The organism is Brachybacterium sp. AOP29-B2-41, from assembly GCF_052378395.1.
GTDB lineage: Bacteria > Actinomycetota > Actinomycetes > Actinomycetales > Dermabacteraceae > Brachybacterium.
In genome coordinates, this window is the sequence record NZ_JBQSXR010000015.1 from 62,267 (window position 1) to 80,694 (window position 18,428).

An 18,428-nucleotide genomic window follows, 5' to 3' on the forward strand; every position below is an offset into this window, starting at 1 on the left:
CCCCTCTGAGGTGTCGCATCGCGAGGGCTGCAGCGACACCTCAGAGGGGATACCGACGGGTAACCCGTGCGGATTCGAGATTCTGAACGTGGTCAATCCGGCATGGATGCGGAAATGAGGCGTTCCTGACGTACGTTTAAGGGGTGGACGTTGCTGCGACCTCTGTGACGCGCGCGCCATCAATGACTTGAGACCCTGACCCTTCGACGATGGAGACACCTCCCCATGCCCACCCCCCGCCGTAAGCTCACTGCTCCCCCGCGCCTGCCCCGGAACGGGCTGCGCATCACCGCGCTCGGCGGCCTCGGCGAGGTCGGCCGCAACATGACGGTGTTCGAGTACGCCGGCAAGCTCCTGATCGTCGACTGCGGCGTGCTCTTCCCCGAGGAGCACCAGCCCGGCATCGACGTGATCCTGCCGGACTTCACCTCGATCCGCGACCGGCTCGACGACATCGAGGCCATCGTCCTGACCCACGGTCACGAGGACCACATCGGCGGCGTGCCGTACCTGCTCAAGGAGCGGGGCGACATCCCCCTGATCGGCTCCGAGCTGACCCTGGCGTTCATCACCGCGAAGCTCAAGGAGCATCGCATCACCCCCAAGACCATCCAGGTCGAGGCGGGGGAGCACCGGAAGGCTGGCTCGTTCGACCTCGAGTTCGTCGCGGTCAACCACTCGATCCCGGATGCGCTGGCCGTCATGATCCGCACCAAGGCGGGCAGCGTGCTGCACACCGGTGACTTCAAGATGGACCAGTTCCCGCTGGACAACCGCATCACCGACCTGCGTGCCTTCGCGCGTCTGGGCGAGGAGGGTGTGGATCTCTTCCTCACCGACTCCACCAACGCCGAGGTCCCCGGCTTCACGATGTCCGAGCGGGATCTCAACCCGGCCATCGACCAGGTGTTCACCACCTCGCCGCGGCGGATCATCGTCTCGAGCTTCGCCAGCCACGTGCACCGCATCCAGCAGGTGCTCAACGCCGCCCACGCGAATGGCCGCAAGGTCGCCTTCGTCGGCCGCTCCATGGTGCGCAACATGGGGATCGCCCGCGATCTCGGCTACCTCACCATCCCCAAGGGACTGGTCGTCGACTTCCGCAAGATCCAGTCGATGCCCGATCACAAGGTCACGCTGATCTGCACCGGTTCGCAGGGCGAGCCGCTGGCGGCGCTGGCCCGCATGGCCAACGGCGACCACCAGATCCAGGTCGGCGAGGGCGACACCGTGCTGATGGCGAGCTCGCTGATCCCGGGCAACGAGAACGCGATCTACGGGATCATCAACAAGCTCACCGATCTCGGCGCGAACATCGTCCACAAGGGCAACGCGAAGGTCCACGTCTCCGGCCACGCGAGCGCGGGCGAGCTCGTGTACTGCTACAACATCGTGCGTCCGAAGAACGTGATGCCGGTGCATGGCGAGTCCAAGCACCTGCACGCCAACGCCGAGCTGGCCCGTCGCACCGGCGTGCCGGAGGACCACATCGTCATCGCGCAGGACGGCTACACCGTCGACCTGATCGACGGCCACGCGAAGATCTCCGGCAAGGTCGAGGCCGGCCTGGTCTACGTCGACGGGCAGACCATCGGCGCCGCCACCGAGGACACCCTCGCCGAGCGTCGCCTGCTCAGCGGCGGCGGCGTCGTGACCGTGGTGGCCCTGATCGATCCCGACACGTACCAGCCGGTCGAGCCGGTCGAGTTCATGACCAAGGGCTTCGTGCATGACAAGCGCACCTTCGACGGTGCGTCGACCCAGGTCAACAAGGCGCTGGCCCGCGCCAAGCAGGACAAGATCGAGGACATCGGCGCGATCGAGAACATCATCGTCGACACCGTCAGCGGCTACCTGCGCCGCACCTACCGCCGCGAGCCCGCCGTCATGGCCGTGGTGGTCGACGCCTGAGCGACGCCTGGTCGTCAGACTTCTTCCCAAGGCCCCTCCGGCCCGCCTCGCGGCGGCAGTCGGAGGGGCCTTCGGCGATACTGGGCGGATGACGGATCCAGCACTGCAGCTCCTGGTCGGCGGCCTCTCCCGTGAGGAGCTGCGGGGGCGGCTGGAGGCGTCGGCGGTCCAGCTCAATGCGCATGCTGAGGCCCTGCTCGTACACCCCTGCTTCGATGAGCGTGCACCGGAGAGCGTGACGGTCATCCAGCGCCGCGTGGCGGATCTCGGCCTCCCGGAGGGTGGCACTCTGCCAGCGGTCATCGCTGCGGCGCTGCGGCACGACCTCCGGCTCTGCCCGCCCGAGACGGGCCCGTATCTGCGGCTCGCGATGACCTCGCAATCCCAGGCGCAGGATTCCGTGCTCTCCGCGGGGCGCATCCCGACCGGAGCGCTGCATGTGGTCTCTGCTCCGCTGAGCGAGGACGTGGAGTTCCCGAAGGGCTTCTATCTGCGGGTGGTCGACGGAGTGGCGTGGCTGCGCGGTTTCCGCTGCGACGACGACTACGTCTGGCCGCCGGAGAGCGTGATCGCGCTCCGTGCGGCCGAAGAGCGCTGAGCGGCGCGTGACACGAGGGGCGCACGCTCCGGCCCGTGCTCAGCCGCGCCGGTGCGTCCGGTGGGCCGACGGGCTCATGCCGTGCTGGGCCCGGAACCGGCGCGAGAAGTACAGCGCGTCGCGGAACCCGACCCGGCGGGCCACGGTGGTGACGGGATCATCGGTCAGCTCCAGCAGACGGGCAGCAAGCTCCATTCGCTGCGCCTCGACATAGCGGGTGAGGGGCGTGCCCACCTGGGCGGAGAACAGGTGGGCCAGACGTGACGGGGAGAGGTGGGCGACGTCCGCGAGGCGCGCCACGTCGAGCTGCTCGGCAAGATGGGCGTCGATGTGTTCGAGGACCCGCAGCACGCGCTCGTCGAGCTGGCGCCGGCGAGGGTTCTGGGTGTCATACCAGAGCAGCGCCGCTTCGATCCCGTTCAGCGCGAACAGCTCCGGGCGGCCGACGGCGAGGCGCGCAGCGCGTGCCGCCCCGCGCAGCTGCTCGCGCACGCGATGGTCCACCTCCGTGCCCAGCCGGATGCGGCCGATCCCCGGAGCGGCGTCGGGCCAGTCCAGCAGCGCCAGCCAGGTCGCCGGCGGGTGCACATGGCAGAACAGCATGTCCCAGTGGCCGGCGACCAGATCGGTCCCGTAGTCGTGGACGGTGCCTGGGCGCAGCAGCACCCCGTCGCCGGGCGAGGTCGCGACCCGGGTGCCGTCGGCCGCGAGCACCAGGCCGCCGCCACCCACGGTGTGCAGCAGCAGCCAGTCCACGGTCCCCCGGGAGCGCCGCACGTGATAGCCGGTGTCCTGGGTGAGCTCCCCGGCCAGCACGCGTCCGAACTGGGGCGGCGGCAGCTCGAGGGCAGGCCCGCGCGGAGCCGATGCCCGAGATGGCGCAGCAGGATCGTCCATGTCTTCGCCCTTCGATCACCTGGTCCGCAGCAGTGCGTGGACTCAGACTGGCATCATGACGACCACTTCGGAAGCCCCCATCGCCCGCTCGACCCCTGCAGAGCCCACCGGACTCCAGGTTCTCGATGCAGAGGGCCTGGATCCGCGCCGGCTGGCTGACGCCTACGACCGCAACGGCGCGGTGCACCTGCGCGGCGTGCTCACTGCGGAGGAGATCGGCGAGCTGCGCGACAGCTTCACCACCCACATCGAGACCGATGGCAGCGGCGGGTCCTTCGGAGAGATCCCCGAGGGGGACCCGCTGCGTGCCTATCCGCGGATGATCCAGCCGCATCGGGCTGATCATCACCCGGGGCAGCTCGCCCGGCGCTGGCTGCTCGAGGAGCGGGTGATGGGGCGGGTGATCGAGGCGGTGGGCCCGGTATGGGCGGCGCAGTCGATGTTCTACTTCAAACCCGCCGGTGCTCGCGGTCAGGCCATGCATCAGGACAACTACTTCCTGCAGTCCCACCCGGAGACCTGCATCGCGGCCTGGATCGCGGTCGATGATTGCGATGCCGAGAACGGGGCGCTCGGCGTGGTGCCCGGAACCCACCGCTACGAGATCGAATGTCCCGAGGAGGCCGACGCCGCAGAATCGTTCACCACCATCACGGTGAGCATCCCCGCGCACCTTCGGGTCGAGCAGACGGAGATGAAGGCCGGCGACATGCTCATCTTCCACGGCAGCCTGGTGCACGGATCGAAGCCCAACACGAGCACCGACCGTTTCCGTCGTTCGCTGATCTTCCACTACATCCCCGAGGGCAGTCGGGAGGTGGCCGCCGCCTACCAGCCGCTGCTCGACGCTGCGGGTGATGAGGTGCGGATCGACGCCTCCGAGTACGGCGGGGAGTGCGGCGAGGGTTGGGTGGCGCGCAACCATTGATCCCGGGCACGGGCACGGGCACAGGTGGAGCCGAAGTCCGGGTCAGAAGGGTGGCTCGGGCTCGGGCTCGGGTTCGGGCTTGGATTCGGTGTCCGGAGGCGTGCCGGGCAGCGGTGCCGGGTCGGTGTCCTGGAGGAGCCCGAGGCCGCGCGCTGCCTCCCAGGCGAGCATCTCCTCGTAGACATTCCAGGAGTGCTGGAGGGCTTTGGCGAGTACCGGCGTGAGCAGGTCGTAGTTCTGTCTCGCTCGGATGCGGGCCTGCCCGGCGATGACCCAGGTGGTGCTCCCATCCGGTTCTCGCACCGGATCGATGAGGCCGCGAGTCTTCATCTCATGGTGCTTCCAGCACAATCGATGAAGATTGTCGATCTCCGTCTGGCCGCCATTCTCGGGATTCTCGTGATCGTACTCTTCGATATGATCCGCTTCTCCCACGGTGCAGACATTTCTGGTGCATCCGGGGACGGCGCATACGGGATCGAGGAGGCGCAGATGCTCTTGCATCGAAGGCGTGGGCGAATATCGTGTGGGATGCAGTGGGAGGAAGGCGCCTTTGGCGGGTTCGGTGAGAATTCGGTACCAGGTGCTTTCGCCAGCCGCGAGGTGGCGGGCCATCGACGCGGGCAGCGGGATCGTTCCGTCGATCGTTCCGGGGGCCTCTGATTCGCCGAGCAGCGTCATTGCGGGGACGACGACGTTGAGCCGAAGTCGACTCCCCGGGACTTCGATGCCCCCGGTGTCGAGCATGGTGCGGGTGAGGATCGCATAGCGCAGGGCCGCGAGGGTCAGATGGTGGCCGTCGCGGGCGGCGTCGCCATCGATGTCGAAGGGGACGGGGCGACCTTCCTCGAGGGCATGGCGCTGGTCGTTCTGGACAGCACGCGCGGCGGCGTCGAGGCGGTGGGAGAGGGCGATGATCTCGTGGACAGGCCCGGTGATCCCGAGGCGGGCGGTGCCGTCATGCTCCGGATTCACCTCGAGGGCGACGTCGCGCTGCTCGGCAGGCGTGGACCGCACGGCAGTCGTGCCGAACCAGGCGATCAGCTTCCCGAGCTCCCGAGAGAACCGATCGCAGCTGATGTTCTCGAGATCCCAGTCCGCCACCCGCTCATCGACCTGCCAACACTGGTCGGAGGTGAGACGACGCACGCGGCGCAGCAGCTGCTCGAACCAGGCGACAGGGAGGTGTCCGGCTTCGAGGCGTGCGAGGGTGCGCGGGAGGGAGGTGACGGCGGTGCAGGCATCCCGGAGCAGCGACCGAGCCTGGTCCAGGGTGACTCGACGCGCATCGGCGACGAGGATCGCGTAGGTGTCTCCGTCGTCATCCGCGCCATCCGTGTCGTCCCAGAGCGTCGCAAGCTTGCGCAGTCGCTCTGCGTAGCCGCGGGCTTCCTCATGATGCGTGGCGAAGAGTTCCTGCGCCGCATGGACCTCGAGAGACCCTGGCTCGCACCAGGCGTGCGCGGCGAAGCCCTCCGGATCCAGCGGCTTACGGGCGCGGACCGGCGTGCGCGGGGGCTCCGTCTCTCGGGCGGGTTCGGAGGCTTCCTGCAAGGACTGGCCAGCTGCCTTCTTGCCGGAGGCGGCGGAGCCTCGGGGCGGCCGTGTTTCCATGGTGGAAGACATTCCCCGCCCCTTTCTCGGTCGTTCTTGCACGTTCGGAAGCTGTGCATCAAGCATCGCGTTCAACTTTCCTTCTCTTCTCAATATTTTACGCCAAGGGACGCCTTCCCGCTAGGGCCGGAGGCGCAATTGTGGATTTTGTGGATAACCCGGCAGTGTGGAGGAGAGATGACATTCGGAAATGCTGTCGTATGGCGGGAGGAAATGTGGATAACCCTGCTGTGGGGAGGAACGGTGAGGGCCGCGTGGCGGCACAGCTGGGGGAGGGGGCAGGCCGGGGGGCCCAGGTCGGTAGTGATCTGGATGGAGGGCCCAGGCCGACAGCGATCCGGATGGAGGAGCCAGGCCGGTAGTGATCCGGCCGGTAGCGATCCGGCGGGCCTCGACAGCTTGCCCCCAGCCCGCCCCAGCCGCCCCTCGCAGACGCGAGAGAATGGTCGACATGACCGACCATGTCGACTCCGGGCCCGCGAAGGGGACACCCCTTCGGGAGGATTTGCCCTTTCGTGTGATCGCCGGCGTCTGGGTGATCACGGGAGGGCTGGTCGCCGCGGTGACGGGCCCGCTCGCGCTCGAGCACGGTTCCTGGGCTGCGGCCTTCCAGGTGCTCGTCGGCGGTGTGTTGCAGGCAGGTCTCGGCGTGTCCCAGCACGCCCTCGCGGCGCGGCGTCCCTCGCCCGGCATGCTCCGGGCTGAGCTGCTGACCTGGAACCTGGGGTGCCTCGCGGTGATCGTCGGGACGATGCTCTCGTCGCCGTGGATCGTCGATGTCGGCGGGCTGCTGCTCGTGGTGACGATAGTGCTGATGATCCGTGCCGTCGGCCGCGGCGCGAAGGGCCCGGTCTGGGCGTCGTGGACCTATCGGGCGGTGCTCGTGCTGACCGTGGTGAGCATCCCGATCGGTCTGCTCCTCGCGCACCTGCGGGCCGGCTGAGCAGGAGAGGTCAGCACTGGTCCCAGGTGAGCACCGCGTCGACGAGCCGAGTTCCGGGCAGGGCGCTGTCCAGACGCAGCAGCGGCTTCTCCAGGGACTCGAGCCACGCTTCATGGCCTCCCCGGCTGCGCCCGGTGAAGGACGGATCGTCGTAGCTGCGAGCCCAGTTCCGGAACTCCTCCCAGGCAGCGGGATCGAAGCTCTGTCCCGCTCGCCGGACTGCTTCGCGGGTCTCGAGCCTGCGCAGGCGCTCCTCCGGATCAAGAGTCAGGAACACGACGGCATCGCACTGTGCCACGACGCTCTCCCCCCAGCCGAGCAGCGAGCCGGACAGCACCCACGCCTCACGCGGCACGAAGAGGGCCTCCATGAGAGCAATCCGATCTGCTGCGGGCCGCTTCCGGGTGTAGGGCGGGCTGGACGGGAGCCAGAAGTAGTCATCCGCATCGGCATGGGGCACAGCCCAGCGATCGGCCAGGGCGCGCGCGAGCGTCGTCGTCCCGGAGCCGCTGGCTCCCATGATGAGGATCCTGGAACGCTGCATGCTTCTATTCTCGGGCCCGGACGCGCCCTATCGCACCCTTCACCCTATGGCGCCGCGTGCCGCTCACCGGTACACGCTCACTGGTACGAGACGAACCAGGGCCGGGGCTCGACCTCGTAGGTCTGCTCCGGAGTGAACATGGGGGAGTCCTCGTCGTAGAAGTTCTTCCACGCCATGAAGATCCCCTCCGGCAGATCCCGTTGCAGGGCCCGCCAGGTCTCGAGCTTGTCCCCGGGCGCCCCATGGCCGTCGGCGTGCAGGGTGATCGCCAGCTCCGGGTGGGAGGTGTCGATGTCCTGCCGGTCGCTGATCATGGACAGGCTGAACTGGTGGAGGATCAGGAGCTTCTGCGGGAGGCTGTGCTCGGCAGTGAGGGCGGCCAGCCACTCGGCGACCTCGTTGACCTCGGCCGCGGAGACCGATCCGATCTGTGCGAGGTGCTTCTGTCCGGCTTCGAGCCGCCATTCCGCATCCAGCGCCAGGCCCACGTGAGGTGCGGTCAGCAAGTCCTCGTAGAGACGCGCCTGGGTGAGGAAGTCCGTCGTGCCGGGCTGCAGGTCCAGCACCACATAGACCCCGGCCTCGCCGGCTGCCTCGACCCATTCGCGCAGCAGCTCGGGATCTCGCTCGGTGGAGTAGTCGCCATCCCCGCCCGGCTCCGAGGAGGCCATGGTGGTGATGATCTCGAAGGCCGGGATCACCGGCTCCCCGGTGAGGCCCGCGTATTCCGCGGCGAGTTCCTGGATCCGCGTGATCGCCTCCGGCATCTCCTGCTCGCCGAGGATTCCGAGCGAGGGGACGCCGGGGGAGCCGTAGGCGGCGATCATCCGCCGGTCTGGGAAAGCGGTGTGGCCGCCGCCCGGCAGCTGCGGGGTGCGGAGCGTCCGTTCGAGGGCGGCGGGCCAGTCGTCGGCCGCGCCGAAGCTCGCCCCGAGTGCGAGCACGCCGGTGGCCGGATCCTCGCCCGCCGCCTCCGCGACCGCCGCGATCGTCTCGCTGCTGCGGCCGAGCACCCCGCCGGGGATCTCGGCGAGGCTGCCGCCGACGGCTTGGATGACGGCCGATGCGAGGACCTGGGTGGGAAGTGCTGCCTCGGGGTCCACGAGCAGGGTCACCGCGACGCTCGGCCCGGACCTGCTGAGCTCGGGCAGATCCGGGTCATCCTGCGCCGCGGGATCGTCCTCGACGATCTCCAACCCGTCATCGAGCGCGCTGAGGTCCGTGCCGCTCGCGGTCACCACGGCGACGGCCCCGAGCCGAGAGATCTCCTCCCTGACGCCCTGGCCGGTGCCGACCAGCAGCGGCATGCCGGTGGAGGCGCTCACGGGAGCGAGTGCTGCGAGAGTCTGCGGGGTCGCGACCACGACCGCATTGGCTGCCGCGAACAGGGCGGAGCTGAGGGCGAGCGCGGTCTGGACGAGATCCTCGCCGGGCAGCACGGTCGAGGCGGGGGCGGCGTCGACGACGTCGATGCGGAGCTGCCCGTCCTCCTCGTCGGTGCAGGCGCCGAGGGTCCCGGTCATCGCGAGCGCCGTGAGTCCGACGACCCCCGCGAACCCTCGACGGCTCAGCACCGCCCGACCGCGCAGCACCGCTCGACCGCGCAGCTCTGCTCGTCCCTGTCCTCGTGTCTTCACAGCATCACGCACCTTCCGCCGGCAGCAGGCTCGCGGTCCATCCCTCGCCGGGATCCGCAGCCGGCGCCATGGTGTCAGACTTCCGCGACGTCTGACGTCCGCGGGCTGTGCAGGGCGGCGGCATTGAGCTCCACCGGCTCCATCCCGGTCAACCGGACGCTCACCACCCGGTTCCCGCAGCGCACCCGGTGCGTGCCGAGCGCTCCCGGGCCCGTCGCCTGCAGCTGGACAGAGGTGAGAGCGCCGTCGCTCCACGCCATGTCCACCGCGACACCGGGGCGGGCGAGCAGCCCGCGCACGGACCCGTCGGCCATCACCGGTGGCAGCGCCGGGAGCAGCTCGATCTCCCTGCGATGGCTCTGCAGCAGGCATTCGGCGAGGGCTGCGACGATGCCGAGGTTCCCGTCGATCTGGAACGGCGGATGGGCGGAGAACAGGTTCGGGTAGAGGCCGCTGCGCTCGCCGTCGGCGGTCTCGGCGGGGCGCAGGTACAGCTCGAGCAGGGCCTGCACCCGATCTCCTCGATGCAGGCGTGCCCAGAGGCAGGCCTTCCACACCAGGGACCAGCCGGTGGCGTCGTCTCCGCGGGCTTCGAGGGAGCGGGCCACGGCCTGCTCCGTCCGCGAATCGACCGGGCCGTTGCCGGGGTAGAGGAAGCCCAGGTGGGAGACGTGCCGGTGATGCGGTTCGGCCTCGGCGAGACCATCGCGATGCCACTCGAGCAGACGGCCGTCGGCCCCGATCCTCGGGCCCGGCACCAGCGCGAGCGCCGAGGCTGTGCGCTGCACCACCGGATCCTGCTCCTGGCCCAGCAGCGCCGCGGCCTCCAGCAGGTGCTGGGCGCACTCGTGCAGCAGCCATCGGTCCATCCCGGTGCCCTCGCTGAGGCTGACCGCGGCGCCACCGGGCGTGGCCCCGTCGGTGAGCCAGAGATTCTCCGGCGAGGTCGAGGGGAAGGTGGCCAGATGGCCGTCGGCGCTCTCATGGAGCAGGCAGAGTGCGAAGGAGACCGCCTCTTTGAGCGCCGGGAAGCGGTCGCGGGCGATCTCGACCGCGTCGCGTCCGCTGAAGCTCGCCAGGGAGTCCAGCTCCCGTTCGAGCCATAGCCCGCCCATCGGCCAGGTCGACCAGGAGGGCTCGCCCCGCACCGGATCGGTGTACCCCCAGGGATCGGAATTGTGGTGCACCGTCCAGCCGTCGGCCCCGTAGAGCCGGCGCGCGGTCTCCTGCCCGGCGGTGCGCAGCATCGCCACGTACTGCTCGAGCGCCGCGGCGGCCTCCGGCACCTGGGCGACGCCGGCCGCCCAGTGATTCATCTCGAGATTGATGTTCACCGTGTAGTTCGAGGACCACGGTGCCTCGAGGCGCGCGTTCCACAAGCCCTGCAGGTTCGCGGGCGGGAGCCCGGGTCGTGAGGCGGAGGCCAGCAGATGGCGGCCGTAGGCGAAGCTGGTGGCGAGCAGCTCCGCCTCGGGGGAGCCGCTCAGCTCGAGCGCGACCTCGCCGGCGCCCGGCAGCGGGGTGGCGCGATGGCGCCGGTGCAGCTCGTCCTCACCGCGGGCGAGAGCCGACTCCGCCTGTGCCGACGCCTCGTCGATGGCCTCCTGCACGTCTCTGTCCGGAGCCTGCCCGAGGCCCTGCCAGGTGGTGGCCACTGCGCAGACCAACAGCAGGCGCTCGTGCTGCACCTGCCAGCGCACCACGACCGCCGCACGGCTGGCCCCGGCGCTCTCCCAGGCGACCTCCTGCTCGCGTCGGAACTGCCCGGCGGGGATGTCCGACGGGGCGCGCAGCAGGATCGTGAGCCCGTCGGCGCTGGCCTCGCGACGCTCCTCGACCAGGGGAGAGGTGAACTCGAGGGACGGGACTGCGCCGTCGGGGCAGGGTGCGGTGTGGACGAGGACCTCGTCGGCCCGGCTGATGAAGCTCAGCTGCTCCCCGGACTCGCCCAGCACCCGGTGCTCGGCGTGCTCGAGGTCCAGGATCCGCTCCGCCAGAACAGCGGGCACGGCAGCGGGAGAGCCGGCCTCCCCGATGCCCTCGAAACGCACGCACAGGTCCCCGACCGGCAGATATGCCTGCGACCATGACGCACCCAGGTGCTCGATCTCCTGCTGGGCCGCGGGCACGTCGCCGTTCTCGAACAGGGCACGGGAACGGGCCAGGGCCGCTCCGGCCTCGCGGCGGCCGGTGCGGTGCGGAGCATCCGTCTGGGGCCCGCCGGACCACAGGGTGGATTCGTTGAGCGAGAACCGGGCGGCATCGGGATCGCCCCAGATCATCGCGCCGAGGCGCCCGTTGCCCAGGGGGAGAGCTTCGAGCCAGCGCTCGGCGGGGCCCTGGCGGTGGAGGGCGAGGGGAGAGGTCACGGAGGGTGCCTTTCATGGGGCGCGGGATGAGCTGGGCCTGCCCACCCGATGCGCCGTCGTCGACCGCATCCCCGGAGAGACCGCTGTACCGATGTTCCTACGGGCACTGCTGCGAGCGGAGCCACTCCTTGCCCGATGTTGCCGCCTCGCAGGGCTCCGCGGCGGGCTCCGGGCAGGGATGCCCAGGTGGGGCGCCCAGGTGGCAGCGGGGTGGGGCGGGGCGCGTGAGCGCAGGCAAGGGCTTGCCCAGTGGTCGACACCATGATCTAATGGACGAAAGGAAAGCGGTTGCCGTCGGGCATCGAAGCTCGCGGGCCACGGGACACCAGGGAGCAGCAGCATGGCTACACGCAGGATCGGGATCATTGTCAACGGCGCCACGGGGCGGATGGGCTATCGCCAGCACCTGGTGCGGTCCCTGCTCGCCATCCAGGAGCAGGGTGGCGTGGAGCTCGCTGACGGCGACCGCCTCCTGCCGGACCTGCTACTGGTCGGGCGCAACGAGGAGAAGCTGCGCGGAGTGGCCGAGAAGCACGGCCTGACGAAGTGGACGACCGACGTCGATGAGGCGCTCGCGAACCCCGACTATGAGGTCTACTTCGACGCGCTGGTGACGAACCTGCGGGTCGCGAACCTCAAGAAGGCGATCGCCGCCGGCAAGGCGATCTACACCGAGAAGCCCACGGCGGAGTCCTTCGAGGACGCGCTCGAGCTCGCGACACTCGCCAAGGAGCACGGCACCGTCAACGGCGTCGTCCACGACAAGCTCTACCTGCCCGGCCTGCTCAAGCTGCGCCGCCTGATCGACTCCGGCTTCTTCGGCGAGATCCTCTCCGTGCGCGGCGAGTTCGGCTACTGGGTCTACGAGGGGGACTGGCAGCAGGCGCAGCGCCCCTCCTGGAACTACCGCAGCGAGGACGGCGGCGGCATCGTCGCGGACATGTTCCCCCACTGGAACTACGTCATCGAGGAGCTGTTCGGCCGCATCGAGGACGTCTACGCCCAGACCGCCACCCACATCGGGAAGCGCTGGGATGAGAAGGGCCAGGAGTACGTCGCGACCGCTGACGACGCGGCCTACGGCGTCTTCCGCCTCGAGGGCGGCACCGTGGTGCAGATGAACTCCAGCTGGGATGTGCGCGTCCACCGCGATGAGCTCGTCGAGTTCCAGGTCGACGGCACGAAGGGCAGCGCCGTCGTCGGCCTGCACGGCGCGCGCATCCAGCCGCGCGAGGCGACCCCGAAGCCCGTGTGGAACCCCGATGTCAAGGACGGCCACGACTACCGGGCCGACTGGATCGAGGTGCCGGACAACGAGCAGTTCGACAACGGCTTCAAGGTGCAGTGGGAGGACTTCCTGCGCCACTATGTTGAGGGTCGCGAGTACCCCTTCGACTTCCTCTCGGGCGCTCGGGGCGTGCGCCTCGCCGAGGCCGGGCTCACCAGCTCCGCCGAGGGTCGTCGGATCGCGCTCGACCCGCTGACGGAGGTGTGAGCGCCGTGAGTGACCTGCAGCTGACACTGCTGGATGAGGGCGGTGCGCTGCGCTCGATACCGCTCGCCGGCGCGCCCGCCTTCGCCACGCCGACCGCGCCGCTGCGCTCCCGCGTGGTCTATGCGGCGGTGCACGTGGTCCCGCAGGTGCACGGGGACAACACCCCCGGCGCCCCGGCGGACATCGACTGGGATGCCACGCTCGCCTTCCGCCGCACGATGTGGTCCCGCGGGCTCGGGGTGGCCGACGCGATGGACACCGCCCAGCGCAACATGGGCCTGGATCCGGTCGCGACCCGCGAGCTCATCACTCGCACGGCCGACGCCGCCCGCGCCGCGCTCGCGGATCCGGAGATCTCCGCCGTGTTCCCGGCCGGTGCGACAGTGAGCGATCTGGTGGTCGCCGGGGTCAACACCGACCAGCGCAGCGAGCATGAGCTCAGCCTGGACGAGATCACCGAGGCCTATATCGAACAGCTTCGCGCCACCGAGGCCACCGGCGCCGGCGCTGTGCTGATGGCCAGCCGCCACCTCGCGCGCGCCGCGACGACCGCGGCCGAGTACGAGGACGTCTACCGCCGGGTGCTCGACGCGGCCACCGCACCTGTCGTGCTGCACTGGCTGGGCACCGTGTTCGATCCGCAGCTCGAGGGCTACTTCGGCAGTTCGACGAGCGCGGACGCTGCAGAGACGATGCTGCGCATCATCGAGGCGGATCCCGCGAAGATCCGCGGGGTGAAGATGAGCCTGCTGGATGACGCCGCAGAGATCGCGGTGCGCGAGCGGCTCCCCGAGGGCGTGCGGATGCTCACCGGGGACGACTTCCACTTCTCCCACCTCATCGTGGGCGACGGCACCTTCACCGCCGATACCGGGGGAGAGCAGGTGCTCGGGAAGTACTCCGACGCTTTGCTGGGTGCCTTCGCCGCGACCGCTCCCGCCGCGTCCGCCGCAGTGCAGGCGCTGGATGCGGGCGATCCAGCCGAGGCCTCGCGGATCCTGGACGCCTCAGAGGAGCTGGGCCGCCACATCTTCTCCGCCCCCACCCCCCACTACAAGACCGGGGTCGCCTTCCTGGCCTGGCTCAACGGCCACCAGCAGGCGTTCGTCATGGTGGGCGGCATGCACTCGGCCCGCAGCCTCCCGCACCTCTCGCGCACCATCGAGCTCGCCGCCACCACCGGCAATCTTGAGCAACCTGCGCTGGCCGCCGAACGCTGGCACGGCATGCTGCGCCAGGCCGGCTACGAGATCGCGGCCGATGGAACCACCTCGAACGGAGATGCCGCATGACCACCTCACCCTCCCTTACCTCGCCCTCCGCGCGGCTCGGCACCGGGACCCCGCGCCTGTCCCTGAATCGCTGGAGCTTCCGCACCACCCCGCTCCAGGACTTCCTCGAGGCCACGACCGCCCGGGGGATCGACGCGGTGGGTCTGTGGCGCCAGGACGTCGCGGAGGTCGGGCTGGATGCCCTGCGGCGCCGGGTCGACGATGCGGGGCTGCGCGTGAGCAGCCTGTGCCGCGGCGGCTTCCTCACCGCCTCCGCCGAGGTCGACAGGGAGGCGGCGCTGACGGACAACCGTCGCGCGATCGACGAGACCGCCACACTCGGAGCGCCCACCCTGGTGCTCGTCGTCGGCGGAGTGGACAAGGCGGACAAGGACATCATCGGCGCCCGGACCCGGGTCACCGAGGCCGTCGCCGAGCTCGCCCCCTATGCCGCCGAGCGCGGGGTGACGCTGTCTATCGAACCGCTGCACCCGATGTTCGCCGCGGACCGCGCCGTGGTCTCCACCATCGACCAGGCCCTCGACATCGCTGAAGCGTCCGGCAGCGCGGCCGCAGGTGTCGTCGTGGACACTTATCACGTGTGGTGGGATCCGTATCTCGAGCGCGCCATCCAGCGTGCCGCGGCAGCGGATCGCCTGTTCAGCTACCAGGTGTGCGACTGGAACCTGCCGCTGGCCGCGGAGCCGCTGAACTCCCGCGGCTACATGGGCGACGGCTTCATCGACTTCCCGTCGATCACCCGCATGATCAAGGCCGCCGGCTACACCGGCGACATCGAGGTCGAGATCTTCAACGAGGACGTCTGGGCCACCCCGGCCGACGAGTCCGCGAAGATCATCGCTGAGCGCTTCGAACAGCTGGTGCTGCCTTTCGCCTGACGACGAACTGCGAGGAACGAGCGGGAGGAGTCGGGCAATCGGATGGAGCCTTGAGCTGAGGGACCGAATCGTGGAGATGACATCGCCGCTGCGCACTGCGTGGGGCCTCGAGGTCGAGGCTGAGGACGAGCATGGCGTCGGCCCGGAGGCCGCTGCCCGCGCCGCCCTGCCCACCGAGCTGTCCCTGGCTCTCGATGGGGCGCGGGAGCGGATCTCCCTCCCCGCCAGACCTTCCGTGCAGCTGCGGGAGGCGATGACCTCCCCGGCGCTCGCGGTACTCGCGGATCCGCTGCCCTTTCCGCTGCTGAGCAGGTACACGCGGTTCTGGCGCGAGGGCGTGCGCACCGACTACGAGAACGAGGTGCGCCGGCTCGGCATCATGACCGGGGAGGCCGTGCTCGCGGCCCTCGCCACGGGGGAGACCCGCTGGATCGACCGTGCGGCCGACGGACTGATGCTGCTGTGCGAGCTCTCGACCTGGTGCTGGGTCGCCCATGAAAAGGCACATGACCTGCGGGGATGGATCGTCCCGGATCCTGAGGCGCCGGTCGTGGATCTGGGCGCGGCACAGACCCTCCAGGTGATCGCCTGGGCGGATCTTGCCCTGGGGGAGGAGCTCGACGAGCGCGTGCCGGGGCTGCGGCAGCGGCTGCGATGGGAGGCGCGGCAGCGCGTGTTCGACCCCTACCTGGCGCGTCGCGACTGGCATTGGCTGCATGGGGCGGCGCACAACTGGACCGGGTGGATCCATCAGCATCTGCTCACCGCTGCCCTCTTCCTGCTCGAGGAGGAGTCGGACCGCGGGACCCGCGATGCCGTCCTCGCCCTCTCGATCGCTCAGCTGGACCGCTACCTCGCCTCCTTCCCGGCCGACGGGGGGATCGATGAGGGGTTCTCCTACTTCTGGAACGGCGCCTCGCGGCTGCTGGAAGCCATCGACCTGCTGATCACCGCCTCCGGAGGCACCCTGAGCCGGGACGCGGTGACAGGAATCGACGTCATCGCCCGGTTGCTGCGCTATCCGCAGGGCATGGACCTCGGTGGGGGCTGGTTCGTCAACGTCGCCGACGGCCCGGCCCGGCCTCCCGCCGACGAGCTGCCCTGGGACGTGCTGCATCGTTGGGGCCGACACCTCGGCGCGGACGACGTGGTCGCCCAGGCCCTCGCCCATCGCGGTCACAGTCCTCTCCCGCGGGTGCAGCCCGAGCTCGGCCTCGGGCGAGTGCTGACCGCCCTCGGCGACGAGCACTGGGCGACTGCCGACAGCGCCGGAGTCCGACCGCCGTATCCCGCCCGGATCTGGCTGCCGGAGGTCCAGCTGCTGGTGGCGCGGGAACGCGAGGGCGATCCCTCCGGGCTCGCGCTCGCCGCCAAGGGCGGTCACAACGACGAGGCCCATAACCACCTCGATGTGGGCTCCTATCTGGTCGCTCTCGACGGCTCCCCGGTGCTGATCGACCTCGGCCAACCCACCTACACCGCGCTGACCTTCACCGATCGCCGCTATGAGATCTGGACCATGACCAGCTCCTGGCACAACCTGCCCGAGATCCGGGGGCGCCAGCAGGGCGTCGGCCCCGAGTACCGCGCCCGCGAGGTGACCGCACGGCCGGGTCCGTCGGCGTCGGGCGACCAGGGCTCCGGGGCGACCTCGACGCTCGAGCTGGAGCTCGCAGCGGCGTACCCGGCGGAGGCCGGTCTGCGCTCTTACCGCCGGAGTGTCTCGTTGGATCGAGGGTCGGAACCGGGCGCCGAGGTGCGTATCGAGGATGCCTGGCTCCTGGACCCCGTCGGCCCCGCCGAGGGTGAGTCCGACCCGGACGCCCCTGCCGTCCCTGCCGCTCCTGACGTGGTGCTGAACCACGTGATCGCCGGCGACCCGATCGACCACCGCCCCGGCCTGCTGCTGGTGCGTGCTCCGTCCGGGGCGCTCGCCGAGATCCGTTGGGCCCCCGCGCTCGGCAGCGGGACGCTCGAGCGCCGGGAGATCGAGGACCCGTTGCTCGCCGCCTCCTGGGGAGCAGCGGTGCACCGCCTGCGCCTGACCGTTGCTGATGCCGGGACGGCGACGGTCACGGTGCGCTCCGCCGGGAGCGATGCGCCGCGGTGACGGTCCGGCTCAGTGAGGTGCGACGTCAGTGAGGTGAGACGTCCGTGACGTGAGGCGTCAGCGACCGATCGCCGGTCTCGGGGCCGCGGTCGAGGATCGGGTGCGCAGGGAGGGGAGGAGCTCGACCCGTTCGATCGGACAGTCGGGCTGGCGCAGCCGACCCAGTGCGAGCAGCACCGCGCGCTCACCGAGGGCCTGTTTGGGAGGGGCCACCGCCGTCAGCGGAGGATGCGCCAGCTCGGAGAGCTCGTCGTCATACGAGACGATCGAGAGGTCGTGGGGCACCGACCAGCCGCGCCGCTGAGCATGCTGGAGCACGAGCAGGGCGGCTTCGTCGGAATGGATCAGTGCGGCCGTCGTCCCCTGTTCCCGGCACCGGTCCAGGAACGCATCAATCGCCTCGAACGGGGAGTTCCCGTGGGTGTCGATGGTGCCGGTGTGGGTGTGCCGTGCATCGAATCCGAGCTCGGTCGAGGCGCGCTCGAACCCCTGCTCGAGGAGGGGCCGGGTCGGGCTGAAGGGGTCGCACAGCATCGTCACGCGCTCGTGCCCGAGCTCCCGGAGGTGGCGGAGCGCCATGGCGGCACCGCTGGCGTGATCCGTGCGCACGGAGTCGAAGCTGCGCCCGTGCACGCTGAAGGCGTGCATGCTCCGTTCGGCGAGGACCACCGGGAGCTGGACGCCCTGCAGGCGTTCGAGGAGTCGCTCGCTGGCCGCACCGGAGCGCAGGTCAGGGGCGAGGATCAGGGCATCGATGCTGGGATCCGCGGTGAGCTGGTCGAGCACCGCCAGGTTGTCCTCAGCGCTGGCGGACGATGCCTGGACCAGCAGCCTGGCCCCATGCTCCGAGGCGGCGTGACGAGCACCGCTGACGATCGTGGGCCAGTAGTACTGCAGGGACGGGGCGACCATCGCCAGGGTGGCCTGGGTGGCATATCCAGCGGGTCCAGCGGCGTCACCGAGTGTGCTCGCCGGGGTCCCGGCGGTGCGCCGGGCTCCACCGTGAACCTGCTCGATGAGCTGTTCCTGCGCGAGCCGGGCCAGGTCACGCCGCACGGTGATCGGGGAGACCCCGAGGTCCTCGGCGAGGGTGGTGACGCGCACCTCTCCGTCGCGGGCGACCCGCTCGAGGATCGCGAACCGTCTGCTGTCCGGGAGTGCAGTGCTCATCGGTTCAGTCCTCCTTCGGCGCCTGTGGGGGCCACGGTGCCA

Annotated in this window: 14 protein-coding genes; 8 read left to right on the forward strand and 6 right to left on the reverse strand. The window is 70.0% G+C overall.

Annotated elements, in window-relative coordinates:
- The first annotated feature begins 225 nt into the window (after window positions 1-225).
- Window positions 226-1,911 (forward strand): ribonuclease J, encoded by a 1,686-nt coding sequence (locus ACT3T9_RS14230; protein ID WP_444606844.1) that lies wholly within the window; start codon window positions 226-228, stop codon window positions 1,909-1,911.
- A gap of 88 nt (window positions 1,912-1,999) precedes the next feature.
- On the forward strand, window positions 2,000-2,509 hold the full coding sequence (locus ACT3T9_RS14235) for a hypothetical protein (RefSeq protein WP_444606845.1): 510 nt from the start codon (window positions 2,000-2,002) through the stop codon (window positions 2,507-2,509).
- A gap of 39 nt (window positions 2,510-2,548) precedes the next feature.
- On the opposite strand, the gene ACT3T9_RS14240 is transcribed toward ACT3T9_RS14235, so the two are convergent.
- A complete protein-coding gene (locus tag ACT3T9_RS14240; protein WP_444606846.1) occupies window positions 2,549-3,406 on the reverse strand; it encodes a helix-turn-helix domain-containing protein in 858 nt (285 codons plus the stop codon).
- Window positions 3,407-3,461: 55 nt separating this feature from the next.
- On the opposite strand from ACT3T9_RS14240, the gene ACT3T9_RS14245 reads away from it, so the two are divergent.
- Window positions 3,462-4,334 carry a phytanoyl-CoA dioxygenase family protein gene (locus ACT3T9_RS14245; protein ID WP_444606847.1) on the forward strand — a complete coding sequence of 291 codons (873 nt, stop codon included), beginning with the start codon at window positions 3,462-3,464 and terminating at the stop codon, window positions 4,332-4,334.
- A 42-nt stretch (window positions 4,335-4,376) separates the two neighbouring features.
- Here the strand turns inward: ACT3T9_RS14245 and ACT3T9_RS14250 are convergent, their stop codons facing one another.
- On the reverse strand, window positions 4,377-5,960 hold the full coding sequence (locus tag ACT3T9_RS14250; protein WP_444606848.1) for a DUF222 domain-containing protein: 1,584 nt from the start codon (window positions 5,958-5,960) through the stop codon (window positions 4,377-4,379).
- 439 nt (window positions 5,961-6,399) lie between these two features.
- On the opposite strand from ACT3T9_RS14250, the gene ACT3T9_RS14255 reads away from it, so the two are divergent.
- On the forward strand, window positions 6,400-6,891 hold the full coding sequence (locus ACT3T9_RS14255) for a hypothetical protein (RefSeq protein WP_441445949.1): 492 nt from the start codon (window positions 6,400-6,402) through the stop codon (window positions 6,889-6,891).
- 10 nt (window positions 6,892-6,901) lie between these two features.
- Here the strand turns inward: ACT3T9_RS14255 and ACT3T9_RS14260 are convergent, their stop codons facing one another.
- The 3 genes from ACT3T9_RS14260 to ACT3T9_RS14270 form a co-directional block, all read right to left on the reverse strand.
- The gene (locus tag ACT3T9_RS14260; RefSeq protein WP_444606849.1) at window positions 6,902-7,435 is read right to left on the reverse strand and encodes an AAA family ATPase; all 534 of its coding nucleotides are present in this window, start codon (window positions 7,433-7,435) and stop codon (window positions 6,902-6,904) included.
- A gap of 77 nt (window positions 7,436-7,512) precedes the next feature.
- Window positions 7,513-9,072: a hypothetical protein gene (locus ACT3T9_RS14265; RefSeq protein WP_444606850.1), complete on the reverse strand. Its 1,560-nt coding sequence runs from the start codon at window positions 9,070-9,072 to the stop codon at window positions 7,513-7,515.
- 74 nt (window positions 9,073-9,146) lie between these two features.
- Window positions 9,147-11,441 (reverse strand): glycosyl hydrolase family 95 catalytic domain-containing protein, encoded by a 2,295-nt coding sequence (locus ACT3T9_RS14270; RefSeq protein ID WP_444606851.1) that lies wholly within the window; start codon window positions 11,439-11,441, stop codon window positions 9,147-9,149.
- A gap of 340 nt (window positions 11,442-11,781) precedes the next feature.
- Here ACT3T9_RS14270 and ACT3T9_RS14275 point away from each other — a divergent pair, with 340 nt between their 5' ends.
- The 4 genes from ACT3T9_RS14275 (at window position 11,782) to ACT3T9_RS14290 (ending at window position 17,216) form a co-directional block, all read left to right on the forward strand.
- Window positions 11,782-12,936, forward strand: a complete 1,155-nt coding sequence (locus tag ACT3T9_RS14275; protein ID WP_441445945.1) for a Gfo/Idh/MocA family protein — start codon at window positions 11,782-11,784, stop codon at window positions 12,934-12,936.
- Between the two features lie 5 nt (window positions 12,937-12,941).
- Window positions 12,942-14,228, forward strand: a complete 1,287-nt coding sequence (locus tag ACT3T9_RS14280; protein WP_441445944.1) for a DUF993 family protein — start codon at window positions 12,942-12,944, stop codon at window positions 14,226-14,228.
- Window positions 14,225-15,106 carry a sugar phosphate isomerase/epimerase family protein gene (locus ACT3T9_RS14285; RefSeq protein WP_441445943.1) on the forward strand — a complete coding sequence of 294 codons (882 nt, stop codon included), beginning with the start codon at window positions 14,225-14,227 and terminating at the stop codon, window positions 15,104-15,106. The genes ACT3T9_RS14280 and ACT3T9_RS14285 overlap by 4 nt, the downstream gene beginning before the upstream one ends.
- A gap of 76 nt (window positions 15,107-15,182) precedes the next feature.
- The gene (locus ACT3T9_RS14290; protein WP_444606852.1) at window positions 15,183-17,216 is read left to right on the forward strand and encodes a heparinase II/III domain-containing protein; all 2,034 of its coding nucleotides are present in this window, start codon (window positions 15,183-15,185) and stop codon (window positions 17,214-17,216) included.
- A 57-nt stretch (window positions 17,217-17,273) separates the two neighbouring features.
- On the opposite strand, the gene ACT3T9_RS14295 is transcribed toward ACT3T9_RS14290, so the two are convergent.
- A complete protein-coding gene (locus tag ACT3T9_RS14295; protein ID WP_444606853.1) occupies window positions 17,274-18,386 on the reverse strand; it encodes a substrate-binding domain-containing protein in 1,113 nt (370 codons plus the stop codon).
- Between the last annotated feature and the right edge of the window lie 42 nt (window positions 18,387-18,428).